The organism is Lentibacter sp. (assembly GCF_029254145.1).
Taxonomy (GTDB): domain Bacteria; phylum Pseudomonadota; class Alphaproteobacteria; order Rhodobacterales; family Rhodobacteraceae; genus Lentibacter.
Window position 1 is genome coordinate 24123 of record NZ_JAQWYD010000114.1, and the last position, 16692, is coordinate 40814.

A 16692-nucleotide genomic window follows, 5' to 3' on the forward strand; every position below is an offset into this window, starting at 1 on the left:
ATATTTACCCTACATTGCGAAGATGGCCCCACACTTAACTGCGGTGAGCCATGCCAGCCTATATTTCAGAATTCAGCTATTTCGGAACATCATCCACCGAATTCATTGAGGTAGCTGTTCCAACTGGAACAGATGTTTCCTCATATTCGATCATTCTCTACCAATTCGACGGCACGATATACAACGGCTTCCCGCTTGGCACATCGGTGGCGACGATGAATGGCCACGACATCTACCTGATCAACAGCTCCACCCCGGGTTTCAGCACAGGCGACCCGATGGGCATGTTCTATGCCGATGATGCAATCGCGCTTTTTGATGGCAGCGGGGTGATCCAGTTCATATCATGGGCGGGCAATACAGTGACTGCCGTCCAAGACCCAGCAAACGGGCTCACAAGCACCGAGGTGGGCTTCACCGCCACGGAAGGAAACTCGCTCCAAAGTGACGGTGGCGGGCTGACATATTATGAACAAACAAGCGTCAACCAAGGCAGCATCCCTGCCTGCTATGCTACAGGCATGCTTCTCCTGACACCTCAAGGCTGGCGCGCCGTCGAGGCTCTTCAAGAGGGTGATTACCTGCTTGACGCAAGCGGAGAAGCGCACCCGATCCTCTGGGTCTGGCGCGGCACACAAGCGCTGGATGGCACAGGTCACCCTGTGCTGATTTCTCGCGGTGCACTCGGCCCAAACAGGCCCTTCGCCAATCTTATCGTATCCCCCCAACACCGCATCGTACTGGACGGAAGCACTTTTGCCCCTGCCAAGGCCCTCACAGCCCTCAAGGTCATTCGCGAGATGCGCGGCAGCCGCGAGATAACATGGCATCACTTCGCATGCGCTGCCCATATAGTGGTACTGGCCAATGGCGTTGAGAGCGAGAGCCTCTTGCTCGGGCCACAGGTGCTAAAGCTCTTGCGCAAAGCCGACCTCCAAAGGCTCTACAGCTTGTTTGAAAGCGTTGATAAGGGCGGCACACTCAATGGTCCTCCCGCCCTTCCGTGTCTCACAGTTGCTGCTGCGCGCAGACGGCTAGCGGCCTTTGAAAAGCCCGCCCAATATACCGCGAATGATGCGGCGCCCTGTGGTCCCTTTGAGCTCACGCACAACCTGCTTGGTGAGAGCTTCGCCAAAACTGTCGCCTTTTGAGCTGCGCGAGGATGAGCGGCTTACGCCAGTGCCTTCATAGCGCCGAGCCGCCTTGAACTCACGCTCCTGCTCTTCTGCCGCTGCTTCGGCTCGTTCGGCGGCCTCCGCTTCTGCAGCGGCTTTATCTGCACGCTCCGTCAAGATTTCAAAGGCCGAGCAGCGGTCTAAAACAGCCTCATATTTCCCTGCAATATGCGACAGCGCCACGACCTCGGCACGCTCAGCGGCCGTGATGGGCCCGAGCTGTGAACTGGGCGGTCGGATCAGCGTGCGTTCGGCTATGCCCGGTACGCCTTTCTCCTCCAAAAACGAAGTTACAGCCTCGCCCACCCCGACTTCTCGGATGGCTGTTTCAATGTCAAAGCGAGGGTTCTTGCGGTAGGTTTCCACGGCCAACCTGAGTGCTTTTTAATCGCGAGCTGTAAAGGCACGCAAAGCATGCTGAACTCGGTTGCCAAGCTGTCCCAGAATATCCTCGGGACATCATCAGGATTTTGAGTGATGAAATAGACCCCTACCCCTTTAGAGCGAATAAGCCGCGCAACCTGTTCGACCTTATCGACCAGAACTTTGGGAGCCCCCTCAAACAGTAAATGAGCTTTATCAAAGAAAAACACGAGCTTGGGTTTGTCTGGGTTTCCAACTTTTGGAAGCTCCTCAAACAGCTCGCTCAGCAACCAGAGCAAGAATGTTGAATAAAGGCGTGGTGAGGACATCAGCGTATCGGCAGCCAACACATTGATGCGCCCGCGCCCGTCGCTATCCACAGCCATAATATCCGTAAGCGCTAGGACAGGTTCGCCAAAAAGCTTCGCGCCCCCTTGATTTTCAAGAACGAGCAAGCGACGCTGGATCGCGCCGATTGAAGAAACAGAGACATTGCCATAGCGCAGGCTCAGGCTGTCTTTGTTCTCGCCGACCCAGACCAAAAGCGCTTGAAAGTCTTTCAGGTCCAGAAGTGGCATACCTTCCTCATCGGCCACACGAAAGGCTATGTTGACAACCCCTTCTTGCGCCTCGGTCAGCTCCAAAAGCCGCGACAAAAGCAAAGGGCCCATCTCAGCAACAGTGGTCCGTATCGGATGGCCCTGCTCGCCAAACAAATCCCAGAATGTCACAGGAAAGCTGTCATAGATGTAATTTTAATAGCCGATTTTCTCGGCACGGCTCGTAAAGGCCCCATGCAACTTGGCGCTCTCACTGCCAGCCTTTGCCAGCCCGGAAAGATCGCCTTTCACATCCGCCATGAAGACAGGCACGCCCGCATTGGAAAAACTCTCAGCCATAATTTGCAGAGTGACCGTTTTCCCCGTGCCCGTCGCCCCTGCGATCAGCCCATGACGGTTGGCATATTTTAGCCCCAGAACCTGCGCGTCCGCATAGTCAGCGCCGCCGCCACCCATAAAAATACCATCTGTCAAAAGCCGTCTCCCGTTTAAAATCACCTGTGCGTTTGATTCCGCACGCCTTGCATACAGTATTTTAATGTTTTGCCCGCAGTATCAAGCATGCTTCGCGCCTCATGTCCTCTTGGTGCGAAGTTGGCTTCCTCCCTGTCAGACTCGGCCGCGCTCTTGGGTGCGGCCCTTTTTTATGTCTAGTTACAATGGTCTATTGACGCCTGCGACCAAGTGACATAGCATCTGCACCATATTAAGTCGGCCAAGTCCGACGGGGAGAGACTATTGGGAAAAGGGGCCAACTGGCTCCTTTTTCTTTTGACCGTCAAACGCCATAGACCCAATCAGTTCATTTCAGCGCTGTAACCACTTGCGCAGAAAAGTGCTCATAGCCTTTGGCCTCGGACCGTTTTGCCACTGACAGCGCCGCACCTGCGTGATAAGTGGCTGCTAACGTTATAATAACAGGTGGAAAGTCTAATGTTCAACACAACGCGCACTGCGCTCATTCTAGCGCTTCTCGCAGCACCACTCAGCCTCTCAGCTCAAACAGCAACGGAAGAGACCCCGGCCGCAACATCCGAAGCAACCACAGATGCCGTCGAAGCGACTGAAACACCCGTTGAACCTGCCCCCGAAGCTCTGAGCCTTGGCGAAGAAGCCATACCAGAAGCCTACATTAAGTCAGAGTCAGGCGACTGGAAGGTCCAGTGCCTGCGCGACCCTGCACTGCCCGCGGGCGAAGACAACCCCAACGAGCCTTGCCAGCTGTTCCAGGTCCTTCAAGACGTGAATGGTACAAATGTTGCCGAAGTCACGATTTTCCCACTCGCCGACGGTGGCAAGGCCGTCGCTGGTGCCAATATCCTTGTGCCACTGGAAACCTTGCTTTCCGCACAGCTCACCATCCAAATCGACAACGGCAAAGCCCGTCGCTACCCTTACAGCTTCTGTAGTCCGATCGGCTGCTTTGCGCGCGTTGGTTTCACATCACAAGACATCGCGGCCATGAAAAAAGGCGCTAAAGCAAAAGTTCTTCTGCGTCCTGCGCCTGCGCCAGATGAGGTCGTTGCGCTCGATATGTCGCTTGCAGGGTTCACCGCAGGCTTTGATGCGCTCACAGCCAAATAAGCACGCGTGTATAGACCATCAAATCGTCAAGAGCCGCTTGCGCACCGCAGGCGGCTTTTTTCGTTGCGGTAGAGAAATCAAACTTTGCGCAGCGCAATCACAGCGTTCAAGCCACCAAAAGCGAATGCGTTAGACAAGGCAGCGCTCACCTTGGCCTCGCGGGCCTCATTGGGCACAATATCAAGTGCACATTCAGGATCGGCCTCTTCGTAGCCAATCGTGGGTGCAATGATCCCATCTCGCAGCGCCATGATACACGCCAAAAGCTCCACAGCGCCTGTCCCGCCAATCAGGTGGCCATGCATGGATTTCGTCGAGGATATCATCAGCTTGTCCGCATGCGCGCCAAACGCGTCTGCCACAGCCGCACATTCGGTCTTGTCGTTGGCGGCCGTGCCCGTGCCGTGCGCGTTGATATAGCCCACCTCCTCACGGTTAAGCTTCGCATCACGCAACGCTCCCGAAATAGCTCGAGCGGCTCCCTGTTTGGAGGGCATAACAATATCTGCCGCATCAGAGCTCATCGCAAACCCGGCCACTTCGGCAAGGATGTCCGCGCCACGCGCGCGCGCGTGCTCGTATTCCTCAAAGACAAATATCCCTGCGCCCTCGCCCTGCACCATCCCGTTGCGGTTGGCACTAAACGGGCGGCAAGCGTCTTTGGACATCACACGCAACCCTTCCCAGGCTTTCACACCACCAAAGCACAGCATAGATTCAGAACCGCCGGTCACCATCACTGGCGCAAGCCCGCCATGAACCATCTGAAACGCCTGTGCCATCGCATGGTTTGAACTTGCGCAAGCGCTCGCAACGGTAAAGCTCGGCCCCTTGAGGTTGAACTCCATGCTGACGTGGCTCGCGGCGGCATTGTTCATCAACTTTGGCACAACAAAGGGATGCACACGGTTCTTGCCCTCTTCATAGACCGACCGGTAATTCTCATCGAGTGTGGTCATTCCACCGCCCGAATTGCCCAAGATAACGCCAGACCGCGCAGCAAGCTCACCTGAAAACGAAAGACCAGACTGCGCGATCGCCTCCCGCGCGGCAATAAGTGTAAACTGCGTGAACCTGTCAAACAGCGAGAGTTGCTGACGGTTGAATAGTTTCTCGGGCTCAAACCCCTGCACCTGCGCGCCGATCTGCACGGAAAGACGCTCGACATCCGGCATAACAAGTTGCCCAATGCCGCAGCGCCCCTCAGCCATCGCCTTGAGTGTGTCAGGCACATTATGAGCCAACGCATTGATCGTGCCAGCGCCCGTGATGACAACGCGCTTCATCGCGGCTTAGCCCTGCTGCTCTGCGACGAGTTTTTCAATCCCCGCAACGATGCTTGCCACATTGGTAATGTCAAATTCTGACTTTTCAGGTTCGTTGGCATTGAACGGGATCGAAATATCGAATTCTTCTTCAATGGCAAAAATGCTTTCAACCAGCCCGAGGCTGTCAATACCAAGGCTCTCCAGCGTGCTATCCGCACTGACATCCGATGGCTCAAGCACGGCTTGCTCTGCAATGATCCGGATCACTTTGTCCTGAACACTCATGTCACCCCCCAAGGTTGCCTGAGGCCCGTTTAGTCGTTCTCACTGTTTTTGAAAACCGCTTTTTGCAAGTCGGCCACCTGTTTAAACAGCCGTGGCAAACGCCGGATCGCCTTGTAACTCTCGACATGGGTTTCCATTTTTACAGCAGGATATCCGAGCAAAACACGCCCTTTAGGCACATTGGTGAATATCTTGGTCGCGCCGCCTGCAATCACATTGTCGCCAACAAAAATATTGTCGTTTAGCCCGACTTGCCCTGCAAATACGCAGTTGTTGCCAATGGTCGAACTGCCTGCCATGCCGACCTGCCCACAGATCAAACAATCCGTGCCAATCACCACATTATGCCCAATATGTACGAGGTTATCGAGTTTGGTGCGCGCACCGATTTTGGTGTCTCGTACTGTGCCGCGGTCAATACAGGCGTTTGCCCCGATCTCGCAATCATCACCAATATGCACTGCACCCAGCGAGTTGATCCGCTCCCAATGTTGGCTTTCTCCCTCGCCTTGGTCTCCAAGTGAGGCGCGCGTGCGCTCAACAGCACTCTGCTCAGGCGTCACAAAACTAAAGCCATCACCACCGATCACAGCGCCAGGCTGGACAATAACCCGCGCTCCAAGCGTGGTGCGCGCCCCGATCCGCACACCTTCGCGCAGAAAACAACCTTCTCCCAAGGTCGCGCAGGCGCCAATGAAGCTCTGTGGCCCAACGACACTTCCAGCGCCAATGCGTGCGCCTGCAGACACCACCGCCAATGGCCCCACAGTCACATCCGCGCCAAGCTCTGCTGCAGGATCCACAAAGGCAGAAGGATGAACGCCTTTGGGAAAGCTCTCACCATGATCAAATTGCTTTGACAGTCCCGAAAGCGCATAGCGGGGCCGCGCAGGTACAATCGCCGCCTTCAGGCCGAGCGTCTCAAAGTCCGCACCCTCCCAAAGCACCGCTGCCAAAGCGTGCCCCTCAGGCAAACGCTCTGCAAAAGCTGGCTTCATCGCCAAAGCAAGGTCACGCGTTCTAGCGTCTTGCGGCTCAGCCACAGCATCAATCTCAAGAGAAAGATCGCCAAAAGCCTGAGCTCCAAGCGATCTTGCAATGGTTTCAATTGTGTAGGTCATGGGCCCGTTCCTAGCAATTCGCAGCTGTGGGCCTTTTGATTAGCCCTGAACCGCGCGAAGCACCACCCCTACATTTTGCAAAGCGTTCCAGATCTTCGCATCACGGCCATAAACGTCGCGGCGGAAATGGGTCCCACCTTTCACATCCGTAAAGGCGGTGCGGTAAATCAAGTGCACAGGCACGGGCTGCTCAAGCTGGACAGCCGTTTCAACGCCTGTTTTCAAATGCCGATGGAACTCGCCTTTGGGATCATTGCTCTGCTTGGCCAGCAAAGCATAGGCAAATTCAAACGGATCACCGAGGCGGATACAGCCGTGGCTATAGGCCCGTGTTTCGCGGCTAAAAAGGTTCTTTGCCGGCGTATCATGCAAATAGATGTTGTATTTATTTGGGAACATAAACTTCACCAGCCCGAGAGCATTGCGCTTGGAGGGCGGCTGCTTGATCGCGTAAGGGAAAGTGCGCTCGGTATACTTTGAAAAGTTGATCTGGCTGCGCGCCACTTTGCGCCCACGGCTGTCATAAAGCTGCAAATGCCCAACCGCATTGGCATTGCGCTGCATCATCGGGAGATACTCTTTGGTGGCAATCGAGCGTGGCACATTCCAAGTCGGGTTGATGACCAAGTATTCCATGACATCCGAAAACTCGGGCGTGCGGCGCTCACTGTCATTCGCCCCGACAACGGAACGGGTTTCAAAAGTCACTTTACCATTGTCGATGATCCGCGCTGAAAAATCGGTGATGTTCACAAGAACATGGCGACGCCCGCGCTCCTGATTAACCCAGCGTTCGCGCTCCATCGCGACGATAATAGACTTCAGGCGATCAGCCGCCGAAGTATTGATCTCTTTCAAAGTGCCCGCACCCGCAACACCATCTGCCACAAGCCCGTTGTCTTGCTGAAACTCTTGTACAGCCTTTTGCATCGCCGCGTCATAGCTTGGCGAAACTGAGCGTCCAAGATAGCCCATCGCGCCCAAACGATTTCGAAGCGCAATGACTGCATTCCCCGATTGGCCAGGTTTGAGCGAAGCCGCAGACACCGTCTCTCCAAAGCCGCCCGACGCAATCAACTTCTCAAAACGCAGCTTTGCTTTCACCAATCGCGCATACTCTGGCGTCTTGGGCGGCAAAGCACGGAAAAAGCTGTTGGGGTTTGATTTGGCAAAATTCGCCAGATAGCTGCTGCGCTCGCGGTACGGGATCGAGCGCACAATCCCACTATCAATTTTGCTGGGCACAAGTGCGCCTGTCTGCATGTTCTGCGCAAGCTCCACAAAGGTTTTGCTCATCTCGATTTCGACAAGCCCGCGCGCCCTTGGAGTGTTGGCAGCCTTCAACTTGGCCATCAGGCCTTCGGCATCATATCTCTTGCCTGGCAGACCATGAACGTCCGCCTCGGCAATCGCCTGAAACAATGCTTTTCGGCGCTGCGTATCCTTTCCAAAGGTCCCGGTCCATAATGGCTTGTAATCATTGGCTTTATAAAATGCCGCAATGTCGGCGTCCCGCGCTGCGGCTTCGGCAACAGCCTGCTTGAACGCTGTCACCTGCGCCTCAGCAGCGCCCGCAAGCGCTACCGCACCAAACATGGCAATCACAAAAACCACAATCAGGTTCTGAACTCGGTTGAAAGAAATCTGCATAGAGCCCCCACTCGTTCTTATAACTGTACACATATCGTCAACAGTCTTTTGATATACGTCATACGCGCTGTCCACTCACAATGGCATTATCAGCGCATCAGAAAGGTGAACATTTGCATCAAAGCCTCAGAACAAGGCCAATTTGGGCAGTTTCGCAGATTTTCAGCAAATTTCTGCCGAAAACGCTGGCTATTCAACAAATTGGGCAAACTAAACTTGGCCCATGATTCGAAATATGCCATAAGGTGCGAACATCTGGGGAGATGATGGCAGGACACGCGGGAAACACCGCGAAAACAGGTAAGAGCGACGGGACGGCGCTATGACTATGAAACAGACACCAAGCTCGACGAGCTTCTCAAGACGAGCATTGCTTGGCGTTTTCGCCGCAACAGCCCTCGTTTCAGCCCCCACATACTCCAAAGCTGCAGGTCTTCTGCGTGGATCTGGCGACATTCGCCGCATCAAGATGTACTCCGCGCGAACAGGCGAAAAGATCGACATGATTTATTGGGTCGAAGGCGATTACATCAAAGACGCGGTTCAGGAAGTGAACCACTTCATGCGTGACTGGCGCACGGGTGATGTGAAAAACATGGACTTGCGCACCATCGATATCATGGCCGCCTCCCTTAATTTGCTGGATGTGAGTGAGCCCTACATGCTGCTCTCTGGCTACCGCAGCCCCAAAACAAACGCTATGTTGCGCTCGCGCTCCAGCGGCGTCGCCAAAAACTCCTTGCACCTCAAAGGTCAGGCCGCCGATTTGCGTCTCAGTTCCCGCTCTGTGAGCCAGATTGGCCGCGCGGCCGCCTCCTGCGCTGCTGGCGGCGTTGGCCGCTACTCGGGGTCAAATTTTGTCCATATGGATTGCGGGCCAGTCCGCACCTGGGGCGGCTAAACTGCACCGCTAAAGACGAAAACTCCGCACGAAAGACAAGATGGGCCCGCCTTAGGCGGGTTTTTCTTTGCGCCCTGCTCCGCTTTGCTCCTAACCTTGCTAAAATAAAGGAGCGCACCATGTCCGATTATCACAGTCACGACGCCACTGGCCTCGCCGAGCTTGTTGCAAAAGGCGAGACCACCGCCCATGAGTTGCTGGACATGGCCCTTGCCGAAACCACACGGCTCAATCCGGCACTCAACGCCATTACCATGCTCGCCGAGGGTGCCGCACGCGCCGCGATCGAAAAAGGTTTGCCTGACGGCCCCCTCAAAGGTGTGCCGTTTCTGCTCAAAGACCTCAAATGCGAGGCTCGCGCCTACCCTACAAATAATGGTTCAAAGTATTTCGAAGGCCACACGTGGACCTACGATTCCTCCATGTTCACACGCATTGCCGCCACTGGTGTTGTGCCCTTCGCGCGCACCACATCCCCCGAACTGGGCGTTGGTCCCGTCACCGAAGCACAAGTCTATGGCGGACCAACACGCAACCCTTGGGATCTGGGTCGCACATCGGGCGGCTCTTCCGGCGGGTCGGGCGCGGCAGTCGCCGCTGGAATTGTTCCCGCAGCGCATGGCTCTGATGGCGGCGGCTCTGTCCGCATCCCTGCCGCCTCCTGCGGCCTTGTCGGAATAAAACCAACGCGCGCACGCTTTCCGTCAGGCCCCGCCTCAGGCGAAGGCTGGGCGGGGATGGCCATCGACGGCTTTCTCACCCGCTCTCTGCGTGACAACTGCACGCTTATGGACGCGGTGACAGGCCCCGATCTTGGAGCGCCTTACCATGCTCCATATATGGCCCAAAGCTTTACTGACGCGCGCCAAACTCCGTCCCGTAAACTCAAAATCCGCTATGTGGAAGCCACTCTGGACGGCCGCGACATTCACCCTGAGTGCCTAAAAGCCGTTCAAGAAACAGCGCATCTTCTCAGAGGTTTAGGGCATGATGTTGAAGCTTACATCCCACCAAAAAGCCTCGATGTGCCCCAGATGATGGCGGCCTGGACGATTACAGTCGCTTGCGGGACCGCCCTCGCGATCCAAAATGCAGCAAAGGCCCGTGGTGAAGAGGTAGATCAAACTCAGCTCGAAGGCGTCACACGAGGCGCACTCACCTATGCCAATACCCTAACTGGCCCAGATTACCTCAATGCCGTAAATCAGATACACGCCTTCGGGCGGCGTATGGCGGCAGAGTTTCTCGCCTGTGATGTGTTACTCACAACCACGTTGGCAGAGCCGCCTTGCGAAATCGGCAGGCTGAAACCTGACAATGAGAATTTCGTTGCCTATCGCAACGATAAGGGCGGCGTCTTTGACTATTCGCCGTTCACGGCAGCCACAAACGCATCAGGACAGCCAAGTATGTCTTTGCCTCTCTATTGGAGCGACGATCACCTGCCGATAGGCGTTCATTTTGCCATGGCTGCAGGTCAGGACGCAGCGCTCGTCAGCCTCGCAGCCGAACTTGAAGTCGCCGCCAACTGGGCTCCGATGCAAGCCAAATTGCTTGCAAAAGGCGGTATCTGGCCGCGTTAACGCAGCTCCATCAAGCGCACGCCATGAGGCAATGTGGCGAGGTAAACCCCCTCACCTGTCTCGGCGATAGTATATCCGAGGCGCGCAAGTCGCCTCTGACGGGTTTGTAGCGTTTCTGGGCTGTACAAGATCGGCGCCACGAGCGCTTTGATCTGGTTCAGCACAACAGGATCACATCGCTGTATCATGGTTCAGCCCATCAAAGCGCAAAGATCATTTCCGCGCAAAAGAGATGTAACGTAGGCGCCTTTGTCAGTATCACGGATCGCATAGCCATATCCGCGCAGGCGGTGCTTCCATTCACGGTCAGACACAGCCATTTTCCGCTCGCGCATCACGACATCACGGATGGTTTCGATATCATTCATCATTGTCTTGCTCCTTTACCTTTTTTGTAAAAACACACTGTTTACAAAATCAGCATTGTAGGAGCCTGTGGCGCAGGTTTAGCCAAAAAGAGGAATTTTAACGAATGTGAAGGTAATATTAAGGCAGATCAGCCGCCAAGCCCTGCTTCTGCCTCAATTTGGCGGCGAGACTTGCGTTCACGCTCAGTCGCAGACTTAAGCTGTCCACAGGCCGCCATAATGTCCTCACCGCGCGGGCGACGAATTGGAGAAGAATATCCCGCCTTGTAAACAATCTCTGCAAAGGCTTCGATCTGCTTGCGATCCGAGCGCTGATAGGCAGAGCCGGGCCACTCGTTAAACGGAATGAGATTGATCTTCGCAGGAATGCCTTTGATCAACTTCACCAGACGCCGCGCATCCTCCACAGAGTCGTTCACTCCTTTGAGCATCACATACTCAAAGGTGATCCGCTCGGAATTGGACAGTTTGGGGTACTCGCGCAGCGTTTGAAGCAAGGTCTCGATGTTCCAGCGTTTGTTGATCGGCACTAGCACATCGCGCACCTCATCCGTGGTCGCATGAAAACTCACCGCCAAGAGACAACCTATCTCTTCCGCCGTCTTGGCGATCTCAGGCACAACCCCGGAGGTCGAAAGCGTGATGCGACGGCGCGACAGAGCAATCCCCTCGCCGTCCATAGCGATTTTCATCGCATCGCGCACATTGTTGAAGTTATAAAGCGGTTCGCCCATTCCCATCAGAACGATGTTGGAGAGCAGTCTTGGCGGAGCGCTCGCCGTACTCGCACCCGGCTCTGGCCATTCATCCAGATCGTCCCGCGCAACCATAACCTGCCCGATGATTTCACCCGCCGTCAGATTGCGCACGAGCTTCTGTGTGCCCGTGTGGCAGAAGGTACAAGTCAGGGTACAGCCCACTTGCGAGCTGATACACAGCGTCCCACGGTTCGTCTCAGGGATATAAACCACCTCGACTTCATGGCCTCCCGCGATTTTGACAAGGTATTTGCGCGTGCCATCATCGGACACTTGCTTCGTGACAACTTCAGGCACCTCAATCACAAAATGCGCCTCAAGCTCGGCCCGAAACGCTTTGGAGAGATTGGTCATCACGTTAAAGTCGCGCTTGCCCCATTGGTAGACCCACTGCCAAACTTGGTTGAGGCGCATCTTGAGCTGCTTTTCAGGCGTGCCAATACGCGCAAGCTCGGCTTTGAGCGCCTCACGCGTAAGCCCAACAATATTGACCCGCCCCGCATCATACTCAGGTATTTTGCGCGGTACGGTGAGCATGTCTGGCGTGATGGTTGTGTCGTTTGTCATAGGTCCTGTCCGCTTGGCTTAGGCTCTCATATAGCATTCGCGCGCCAAAGCAAAACCCCTCCCCGCCAGTTTGGCAGGAAGGGGCTATTTGCTGAATGAGTTCTGTCTTTAGAAATGAGCCGAGTTGGCCCCCAGCGGAACCTGCTGGGGCGGTGCAAACTTCGTAAGGTCGATGCCTTCAACAGCGGCTTTGTACTCTTCCACCGTCGGGGTGCGGCCCAGAATGGCAGCAAGCACCACAACAGGGGTAGACGCCAAAAGGCTCTCGCCCTTCTTCTCGTTGCTGTCTTCCACAACGCGGCCTTGGAAAAGGCGTGTCGAGGTTGCCAGAACGGTGTCGCCCTTGGCGGCCTTCTCTTGGTTGCCCATGCAGAGGTTACAGCCTGGCCGCTCAAGATAGAGCACGTTCTCATACTCGGTGCGCGCTTTGCTCTTCGGTGCAAAGTCATCAAACTCAAAGTCAGAATAGCGCTGCAGGATTTCCCAGTCGCCCTCTTCTTTCAGCTCGTCGATGATATTGTAAGTCGGAGCCGCCACAACAAGCGGCGCCTTGAACTCGACCTTACCATTCGTCGCTTCCAGATTGCGCAGCATCTGAGCGACAATCTTGATATCGCCCTTGTGCACCATGCAGGAGCCAACAAACCCGAGATCGACCTTTTTCTCTGCCTTATAGTAAGAGATCGGGCGGATCGTATCATGCGTGTAGCGCTTTGAAACATCGATGTTGTTTACATCGGGGTCTGCAATCATAGGCTCGTCGATCACACTCAGATCGACAACAACTTCCGCAAAATACTTGGCGTTGTCGTCAGGCGTCAGCGCAGGGACTTCACCAGATTTGATTTCTGCAATACGCTTGTCCGCAATGTCGACAAGGTTCTGAAGCATCCCGTTTTCATGCTCCATACCCTTTTCAATCATGATCTTGATGCGGCTCTTGGCAATCTCAAGGCTTTCCACCAGCGTCTCGTCATTTGAGATACAGATAGAAGCCTTCGCCTTCATCTCGGCTGTCCAGTCGGTAAAGGTAAAGGCCTGGTCCGCCAGAAGCGTGCCGATGTGAACCTCGATGATACGGCCTTGGAAGACGTTGTCGCCATGCTGCTGGAGCATCTGCGCCTGCGTTGCGTGCACAACATCGCGGAAGTCCATATGGTCCTGCATCTTGCCCTTGAAGGTCACTTTCACAGACTCAGGGATCGGCATAGTCGCCTCACCCGTCGCCAGCGCCAGCGCCACAGTGCCCGAATCCGCTCCAAAGGCAACGCCCTTGGACATCCGCGTGTGGCTGTCCCCGCCGATGATGATCGCGCGGTCATCCACAGTGATATCATTGAGAACCTTGTGAATAACGTCTGTCATCGCGTGATACTGATCTTTCGGATCGCGCGCCGTAACAAGGCCGAAGTCGTTCATAAACTTCATCAAGCGTGGCGTGTTCGCCTGCGCCTTCAAGTCCCAAACAGAGGCCGTGTGACAACCAGACTGATACGCACCGTCGACGGACGGAGACAAAACAGTCGCCGCCATCGCTTCAAGCTCTTGGCTTGTCATCAGGCCCGTCGTGTCTTGAGATCCAACGATATTCACCTTCACCCGTACATCAGAGCCCGCATGAAGCGGCTTGTCTGTTTTCACACCAACAGCATTGCGGTTGAAGATCTTTTCAACAGCAGTAAGGCCTTGGCCCTCGTTGTGAATCTCTTTTGACGGCGCATAAACAAGCGGCATCTCAACGCCTAACGTTTCGGCAGCAAAGGTTTGCAGTTTTTTGCCAAAGACAATCGCATAAGAGCCACCCGCCCTCATGAATTCCATTTTTTGCGGCGTAAACGAGCTTTCAAGTGAGACAAGCTCTGTGTCGCCTGCATCATTATAGAGCTTTTTCGTCTTGCTGTTGATCGTCAGGACCGTGCCAGTCTCAACAGAATAGACTTGCTCAAGGATCGGCTCGCCATCGTTGTTCAAAATAGGCTTGCCGTCAGGGCCCGTTTTCTTGACCCAGTTTTTGAGATCAAGGCCAATGCCGCCCGTCACACCAACGGTTGTGAGGAAAATCGGTGAGATACCATTTGTGCCCGCGACAATCGGCGCATAGTTCACGAAAGGCACATAGGGGCTCGCAGGCTTACCCGCCCAAAGCGCGACATTGTTCACGCCCGACATACGCGAGGAGCCAACACCCATCGTACCTTTTTCAGCAATGATCATGACCTGCTTGTCAGGGTGCGCCGCTTTAAGCGCTTCGATCTCGTCCTGTGCCGCCTTTGAAATAAAGCACTGGCCATGGAGCTCACGGTCCGCGCGCGAGTGCGCCTGATTGCCCGGTGAAAGCAGGTCCGTCGAGATATCACCCTCGCCCGCGATGAACGTCACCACTTTGGTCTCTTCTTGCACTTCGGGCAGCTCGGTGAAGAACTCCGCTTTCGCGTAGCTTTCCAGAAGGTCCGCAGCGACAGCATTCCCAGACTTATAAGCTGCTTCAATACGGGCGGTGTCGGCCTCATAGAGAAAGACCTGTGTTTTCAAAACATCTGCCGCCTGCGTGGCGAGCGCCGCATCGTCGCCAAGTGCGATATCCAGCAAAACTCCGATAGAAGGGCCACCCTTCATGTGGGAGAGCAGCTCAAATGCAAAAGTCGGCGTAATCTCTGCAAGCACAACCTGCCCAAGGATAACCTCTTTCAGAAAGGCAGCCTTCACGCCCGCCGCACTCGTTGTGCCAGGCAGCGTGTTATAAATCAGAAAGTTCAGTGAGCTATCACGCTCGGCATGGCCTGTGTCTTTAATCTGCGCAATCAGCTCGCTCACAAGCGCCGCATCATCAATCGGCTTTGGGTGCAGCCCTTGCTCTTTGCGCGCTTCAATCTCGGTCAGGTAGTCAGTGTACAAGCTCATCTTAAACCTCGTGGATAAATTTTGGCGGGACGGACTCGCAGGCTTGAAAACAGAGTTCCCAACCCAACAAGCGCTATTTGTATGCGGCGGTATACCAATACTGTCAGAAGAGCAAGAGTTTGCTGCATAATTTGAAGGCAATTTAGAGAGTTTTCACGCGCCATTAAAGGCGAATAACAGCCCTTTGATACGGTTCTGGCGCCCCGCCCCTTCCTTTTTCTCAGATCAGCGTTACATTTTTAATGAAGACCTCGTCGCGCATCGCCGCGCCTTTCACGAGCATCAGTTCACCGCGTCACAATTTTGGAGGTTCCCATGCCCATCACGGTCGGCCAAGACAGCGCAAGAGCCCGCAAGACCCTCACAGTCAAGGGCACATCCCTCGCATACTACTCGATACACGAGGCTGAGGCACAGGGCTTGGGCGCTTTCTCCCGCCTGCCCGCCGCTCTGAAAGTCGTCCTCGAAAACATGTTGCGCTTTGAAGATGTCAAGACCGTCACGCTTGATGATATCAAAGCCTTTGGCGACTGGGTGCAAAATGGCGGCAAAAGCACGCGTGAAATAGCCTATCGTCCAGCCCGCGTCCTCATGCAAGATTTCACAGGTGTCCCCGCAGTGGTTGATCTTGCGGCCATGCGCGACGGCATCAAGGCGCTCGGCGGTGACGCTCAGCAGATCAACCCACTGGCCCCCGTCGATCTCGTGATTGATCACTCCGTGATGATTGACGAATTCGGCAATCCGCGCGCCTTCCAGATGAACGTGGACCGCGAATACGAGCGCAACATGGAGCGCTACCAATTCCTCAAATGGGGCCAAAGTGCCTTCAATAATTTTCGCGTTGTGCCCCCCGGAACTGGCATCTGCCATCAGGTCAATCTGGAGTATCTCTCCCAAGCCGTATGGACCGACACAGACCAAAACGGCGCAGAAGTCGCCTATCCTGATACGCTCGTGGGAACCGACAGCCACACCACCATGGTCAACGGCCTCGCCGTTCTTGGCTGGGGCGTTGGCGGGATCGAGGCCGCTATGCTTGGCCAACCGATCTCTATGCTCATCCCTGAGGTCGTCGGCTTCAAACTCACAGGCCAAATGAGCAAAGGCACAACCGCAACAGACCTTGTGCTCAAAGTCGTCGCGATGCTGCGTGAAAAAGGGGTCGTCGGCAAATTCGTCGAGTTTTACTGCGAAGGGCTTGATCGCTTGCCGCTCGCGGACCGCGCCACAATCGCCAACATGGCGCCTGAGTACGGCGCCACCTGCGGCTTTTCCCCCATTGATGACGAAACCCTGCGCTACCTGCGTGGCACAGGGCGCGATGAAACCCGTGTCAATCTTGTGGAAAGCTACGCCAAGGAAAACGGCTTCTGGCGCGGAGCAGATTATGCCCCCGTCTACACAGACACGCTCCACCTTGACATGAGTGAGGTCGTCCCCGCCATTTCTGGTCCGAAACGCCCGCAAGATCTCGTGGCGCTCACCGAAGCCAAAACAGCCTTCCGCCGCGAGATGAAAGAAACGTTCAAACGCCCTATGGACAGGGAAATCCCCGTCAAAGGCGAAGATTACACACTCAGCTCCGGCGATGTGGTGATCGCCTCG

The 16692-nt window shown here is 55.1% G+C and carries 13 protein-coding genes and 1 pseudogene; 5 read left to right on the forward strand and 9 right to left on the reverse strand.

Annotated elements, in window-relative coordinates; genetic code table 11:
• Window positions 1–50: 50 nt before the first annotated feature.
• The gene (locus P8O11_RS13230) at window positions 51–1151 is read left to right on the forward strand and encodes a Hint domain-containing protein (RefSeq protein WP_300294890.1); all 1101 of its coding nucleotides are present in this window, start codon (window positions 51–53) and stop codon (window positions 1149–1151) included.
• Here P8O11_RS13230 and P8O11_RS13235 read toward each other — a convergent pair.
• Window positions 1035–2572, reverse strand: a pseudogene (locus tag P8O11_RS13235) (helicase HerA-like domain-containing protein). The gene P8O11_RS13230 and the pseudogene P8O11_RS13235 overlap by 117 nt on opposite strands.
• Window positions 2573–3031: 459 nt before the next feature.
• On the opposite strand from P8O11_RS13235, the gene P8O11_RS13240 reads away from it, so the two are divergent.
• The gene (locus tag P8O11_RS13240; RefSeq protein ID WP_300294891.1) at window positions 3032–3682 is read left to right on the forward strand and encodes an invasion associated locus B family protein; all 651 of its coding nucleotides are present in this window, start codon (window positions 3032–3034) and stop codon (window positions 3680–3682) included.
• A gap of 77 nt (window positions 3683–3759) precedes the next feature.
• Here the strand turns inward: P8O11_RS13240 and P8O11_RS13245 are convergent, their stop codons facing one another.
• The 4 genes from P8O11_RS13245 to P8O11_RS13260 are packed head-to-tail and all read right to left on the reverse strand — an operon-like array spanning window position 3760 to window position 7952.
• The gene (locus P8O11_RS13245; protein WP_300294892.1) at window positions 3760–4968 is read right to left on the reverse strand and encodes a beta-ketoacyl synthase; all 1209 of its coding nucleotides are present in this window, start codon (window positions 4966–4968) and stop codon (window positions 3760–3762) included.
• Window positions 4969–4974: 6 nt separating this feature from the next.
• Window positions 4975–5235, reverse strand: coding sequence for an acyl carrier protein (locus P8O11_RS13250; protein ID WP_089891036.1), 261 nt, complete (start codon window positions 5233–5235; stop codon window positions 4975–4977).
• A gap of 29 nt (window positions 5236–5264) precedes the next feature.
• Entirely contained in the window at window positions 5265–6356 is a 1092-nt protein-coding gene (locus P8O11_RS13255) for a UDP-3-O-(3-hydroxymyristoyl)glucosamine N-acyltransferase (protein WP_300294893.1), read from the reverse strand.
• A 39-nt stretch (window positions 6357–6395) separates the two neighbouring features.
• Window positions 6396–7952, reverse strand: a complete 1557-nt coding sequence (locus P8O11_RS13260; RefSeq protein ID WP_300294901.1) for a L,D-transpeptidase family protein — start codon at window positions 7950–7952, stop codon at window positions 6396–6398.
• A gap of 382 nt (window positions 7953–8334) precedes the next feature.
• Between P8O11_RS13260 and P8O11_RS13265 the strand changes: the two genes are divergently transcribed.
• On the forward strand, window positions 8335–8907 hold the full coding sequence (locus P8O11_RS13265) for a DUF882 domain-containing protein (RefSeq protein ID WP_300294894.1): 573 nt from the start codon (window positions 8335–8337) through the stop codon (window positions 8905–8907).
• Window positions 8908–9026: 119 nt separating this feature from the next.
• Window positions 9027–10490 (forward strand): amidase, encoded by a 1464-nt coding sequence (locus tag P8O11_RS13270; protein WP_300294895.1) that lies wholly within the window; start codon window positions 9027–9029, stop codon window positions 10488–10490.
• On the opposite strand, the gene P8O11_RS13275 is transcribed toward P8O11_RS13270, so the two are convergent.
• From P8O11_RS13275 to P8O11_RS13290, 4 genes are all read right to left on the reverse strand, one after another.
• On the reverse strand, window positions 10487–10678 hold the full coding sequence (locus P8O11_RS13275) for a hypothetical protein (RefSeq protein ID WP_273499281.1): 192 nt from the start codon (window positions 10676–10678) through the stop codon (window positions 10487–10489). The genes P8O11_RS13270 and P8O11_RS13275 overlap by 4 nt on opposite strands.
• 3 nt (window positions 10679–10681) lie before the next feature.
• Window positions 10682–10861: a hypothetical protein gene (locus P8O11_RS13280; protein ID WP_089891014.1), complete on the reverse strand. Its 180-nt coding sequence runs from the start codon at window positions 10859–10861 to the stop codon at window positions 10682–10684.
• 125 nt (window positions 10862–10986) lie between these two features.
• Window positions 10987–12183: a 23S rRNA (adenine(2503)-C(2))-methyltransferase RlmN gene (gene rlmN, locus P8O11_RS13285; protein WP_300294896.1), complete on the reverse strand. Its 1197-nt coding sequence runs from the start codon at window positions 12181–12183 to the stop codon at window positions 10987–10989.
• A 108-nt stretch (window positions 12184–12291) separates the two neighbouring features.
• Window positions 12292–15084, reverse strand: coding sequence for a bifunctional aconitate hydratase 2/2-methylisocitrate dehydratase (locus P8O11_RS13290; protein WP_300294897.1), 2793 nt, complete (start codon window positions 15082–15084; stop codon window positions 12292–12294).
• A 315-nt stretch (window positions 15085–15399) separates the two neighbouring features.
• Between P8O11_RS13290 and P8O11_RS13295 the strand changes: the two genes are divergently transcribed.
• The coding region (locus P8O11_RS13295; RefSeq protein WP_300294898.1) for an aconitase family protein at window positions 15400–16692 on the forward strand (1293 nt) is incomplete at its 3' end.

Excerpts from the sequence above, each read along its gene's own strand:
- P8O11_RS13230 (WP_300294890.1), top strand. The coding sequence starts at position 51 with ATGCCAGCCTATATTTCAGAATTCAGCTATTTCGGAACATCATCCACC.
- P8O11_RS13240 (WP_300294891.1), top strand. The coding sequence starts at position 3,032 with ATGTTCAACACAACGCGCACTGCGCTCATTCTAGCGCTTCTCGCAGCA.
- P8O11_RS13245 (WP_300294892.1), bottom strand. The coding sequence starts at position 4,968 with ATGAAGCGCGTTGTCATCACGGGCGCTGGCACGATCAATGCGTTGGCT.
- P8O11_RS13250 (WP_089891036.1), bottom strand. The coding sequence starts at position 5,235 with ATGAGTGTTCAGGACAAAGTGATCCGGATCATTGCAGAGCAAGCCGTG.
- P8O11_RS13255 (WP_300294893.1), bottom strand. The coding sequence starts at position 6,356 with ATGACCTACACAATTGAAACCATTGCAAGATCGCTTGGAGCTCAGGCT.
- P8O11_RS13260 (WP_300294901.1), bottom strand. The coding sequence starts at position 7,952 with ATGTTTGGTGCGGTAGCGCTTGCGGGCGCTGCTGAGGCGCAGGTGACA.
- P8O11_RS13265 (WP_300294894.1), top strand. The coding sequence starts at position 8,335 with ATGAAACAGACACCAAGCTCGACGAGCTTCTCAAGACGAGCATTGCTT.
- P8O11_RS13270 (WP_300294895.1), top strand. The coding sequence starts at position 9,027 with ATGTCCGATTATCACAGTCACGACGCCACTGGCCTCGCCGAGCTTGTT.
- P8O11_RS13275 (WP_273499281.1), bottom strand. The coding sequence starts at position 10,678 with ATGATACAGCGATGTGATCCTGTTGTGCTGAACCAGATCAAAGCGCTC.
- P8O11_RS13280 (WP_089891014.1), bottom strand. The coding sequence starts at position 10,861 with ATGATGAATGATATCGAAACCATCCGTGATGTCGTGATGCGCGAGCGG.
- rlmN (WP_300294896.1), bottom strand. The coding sequence starts at position 12,183 with ATGACAAACGACACAACCATCACGCCAGACATGCTCACCGTACCGCGC.
- P8O11_RS13290 (WP_300294897.1), bottom strand. The coding sequence starts at position 15,084 with ATGAGCTTGTACACTGACTACCTGACCGAGATTGAAGCGCGCAAAGAG.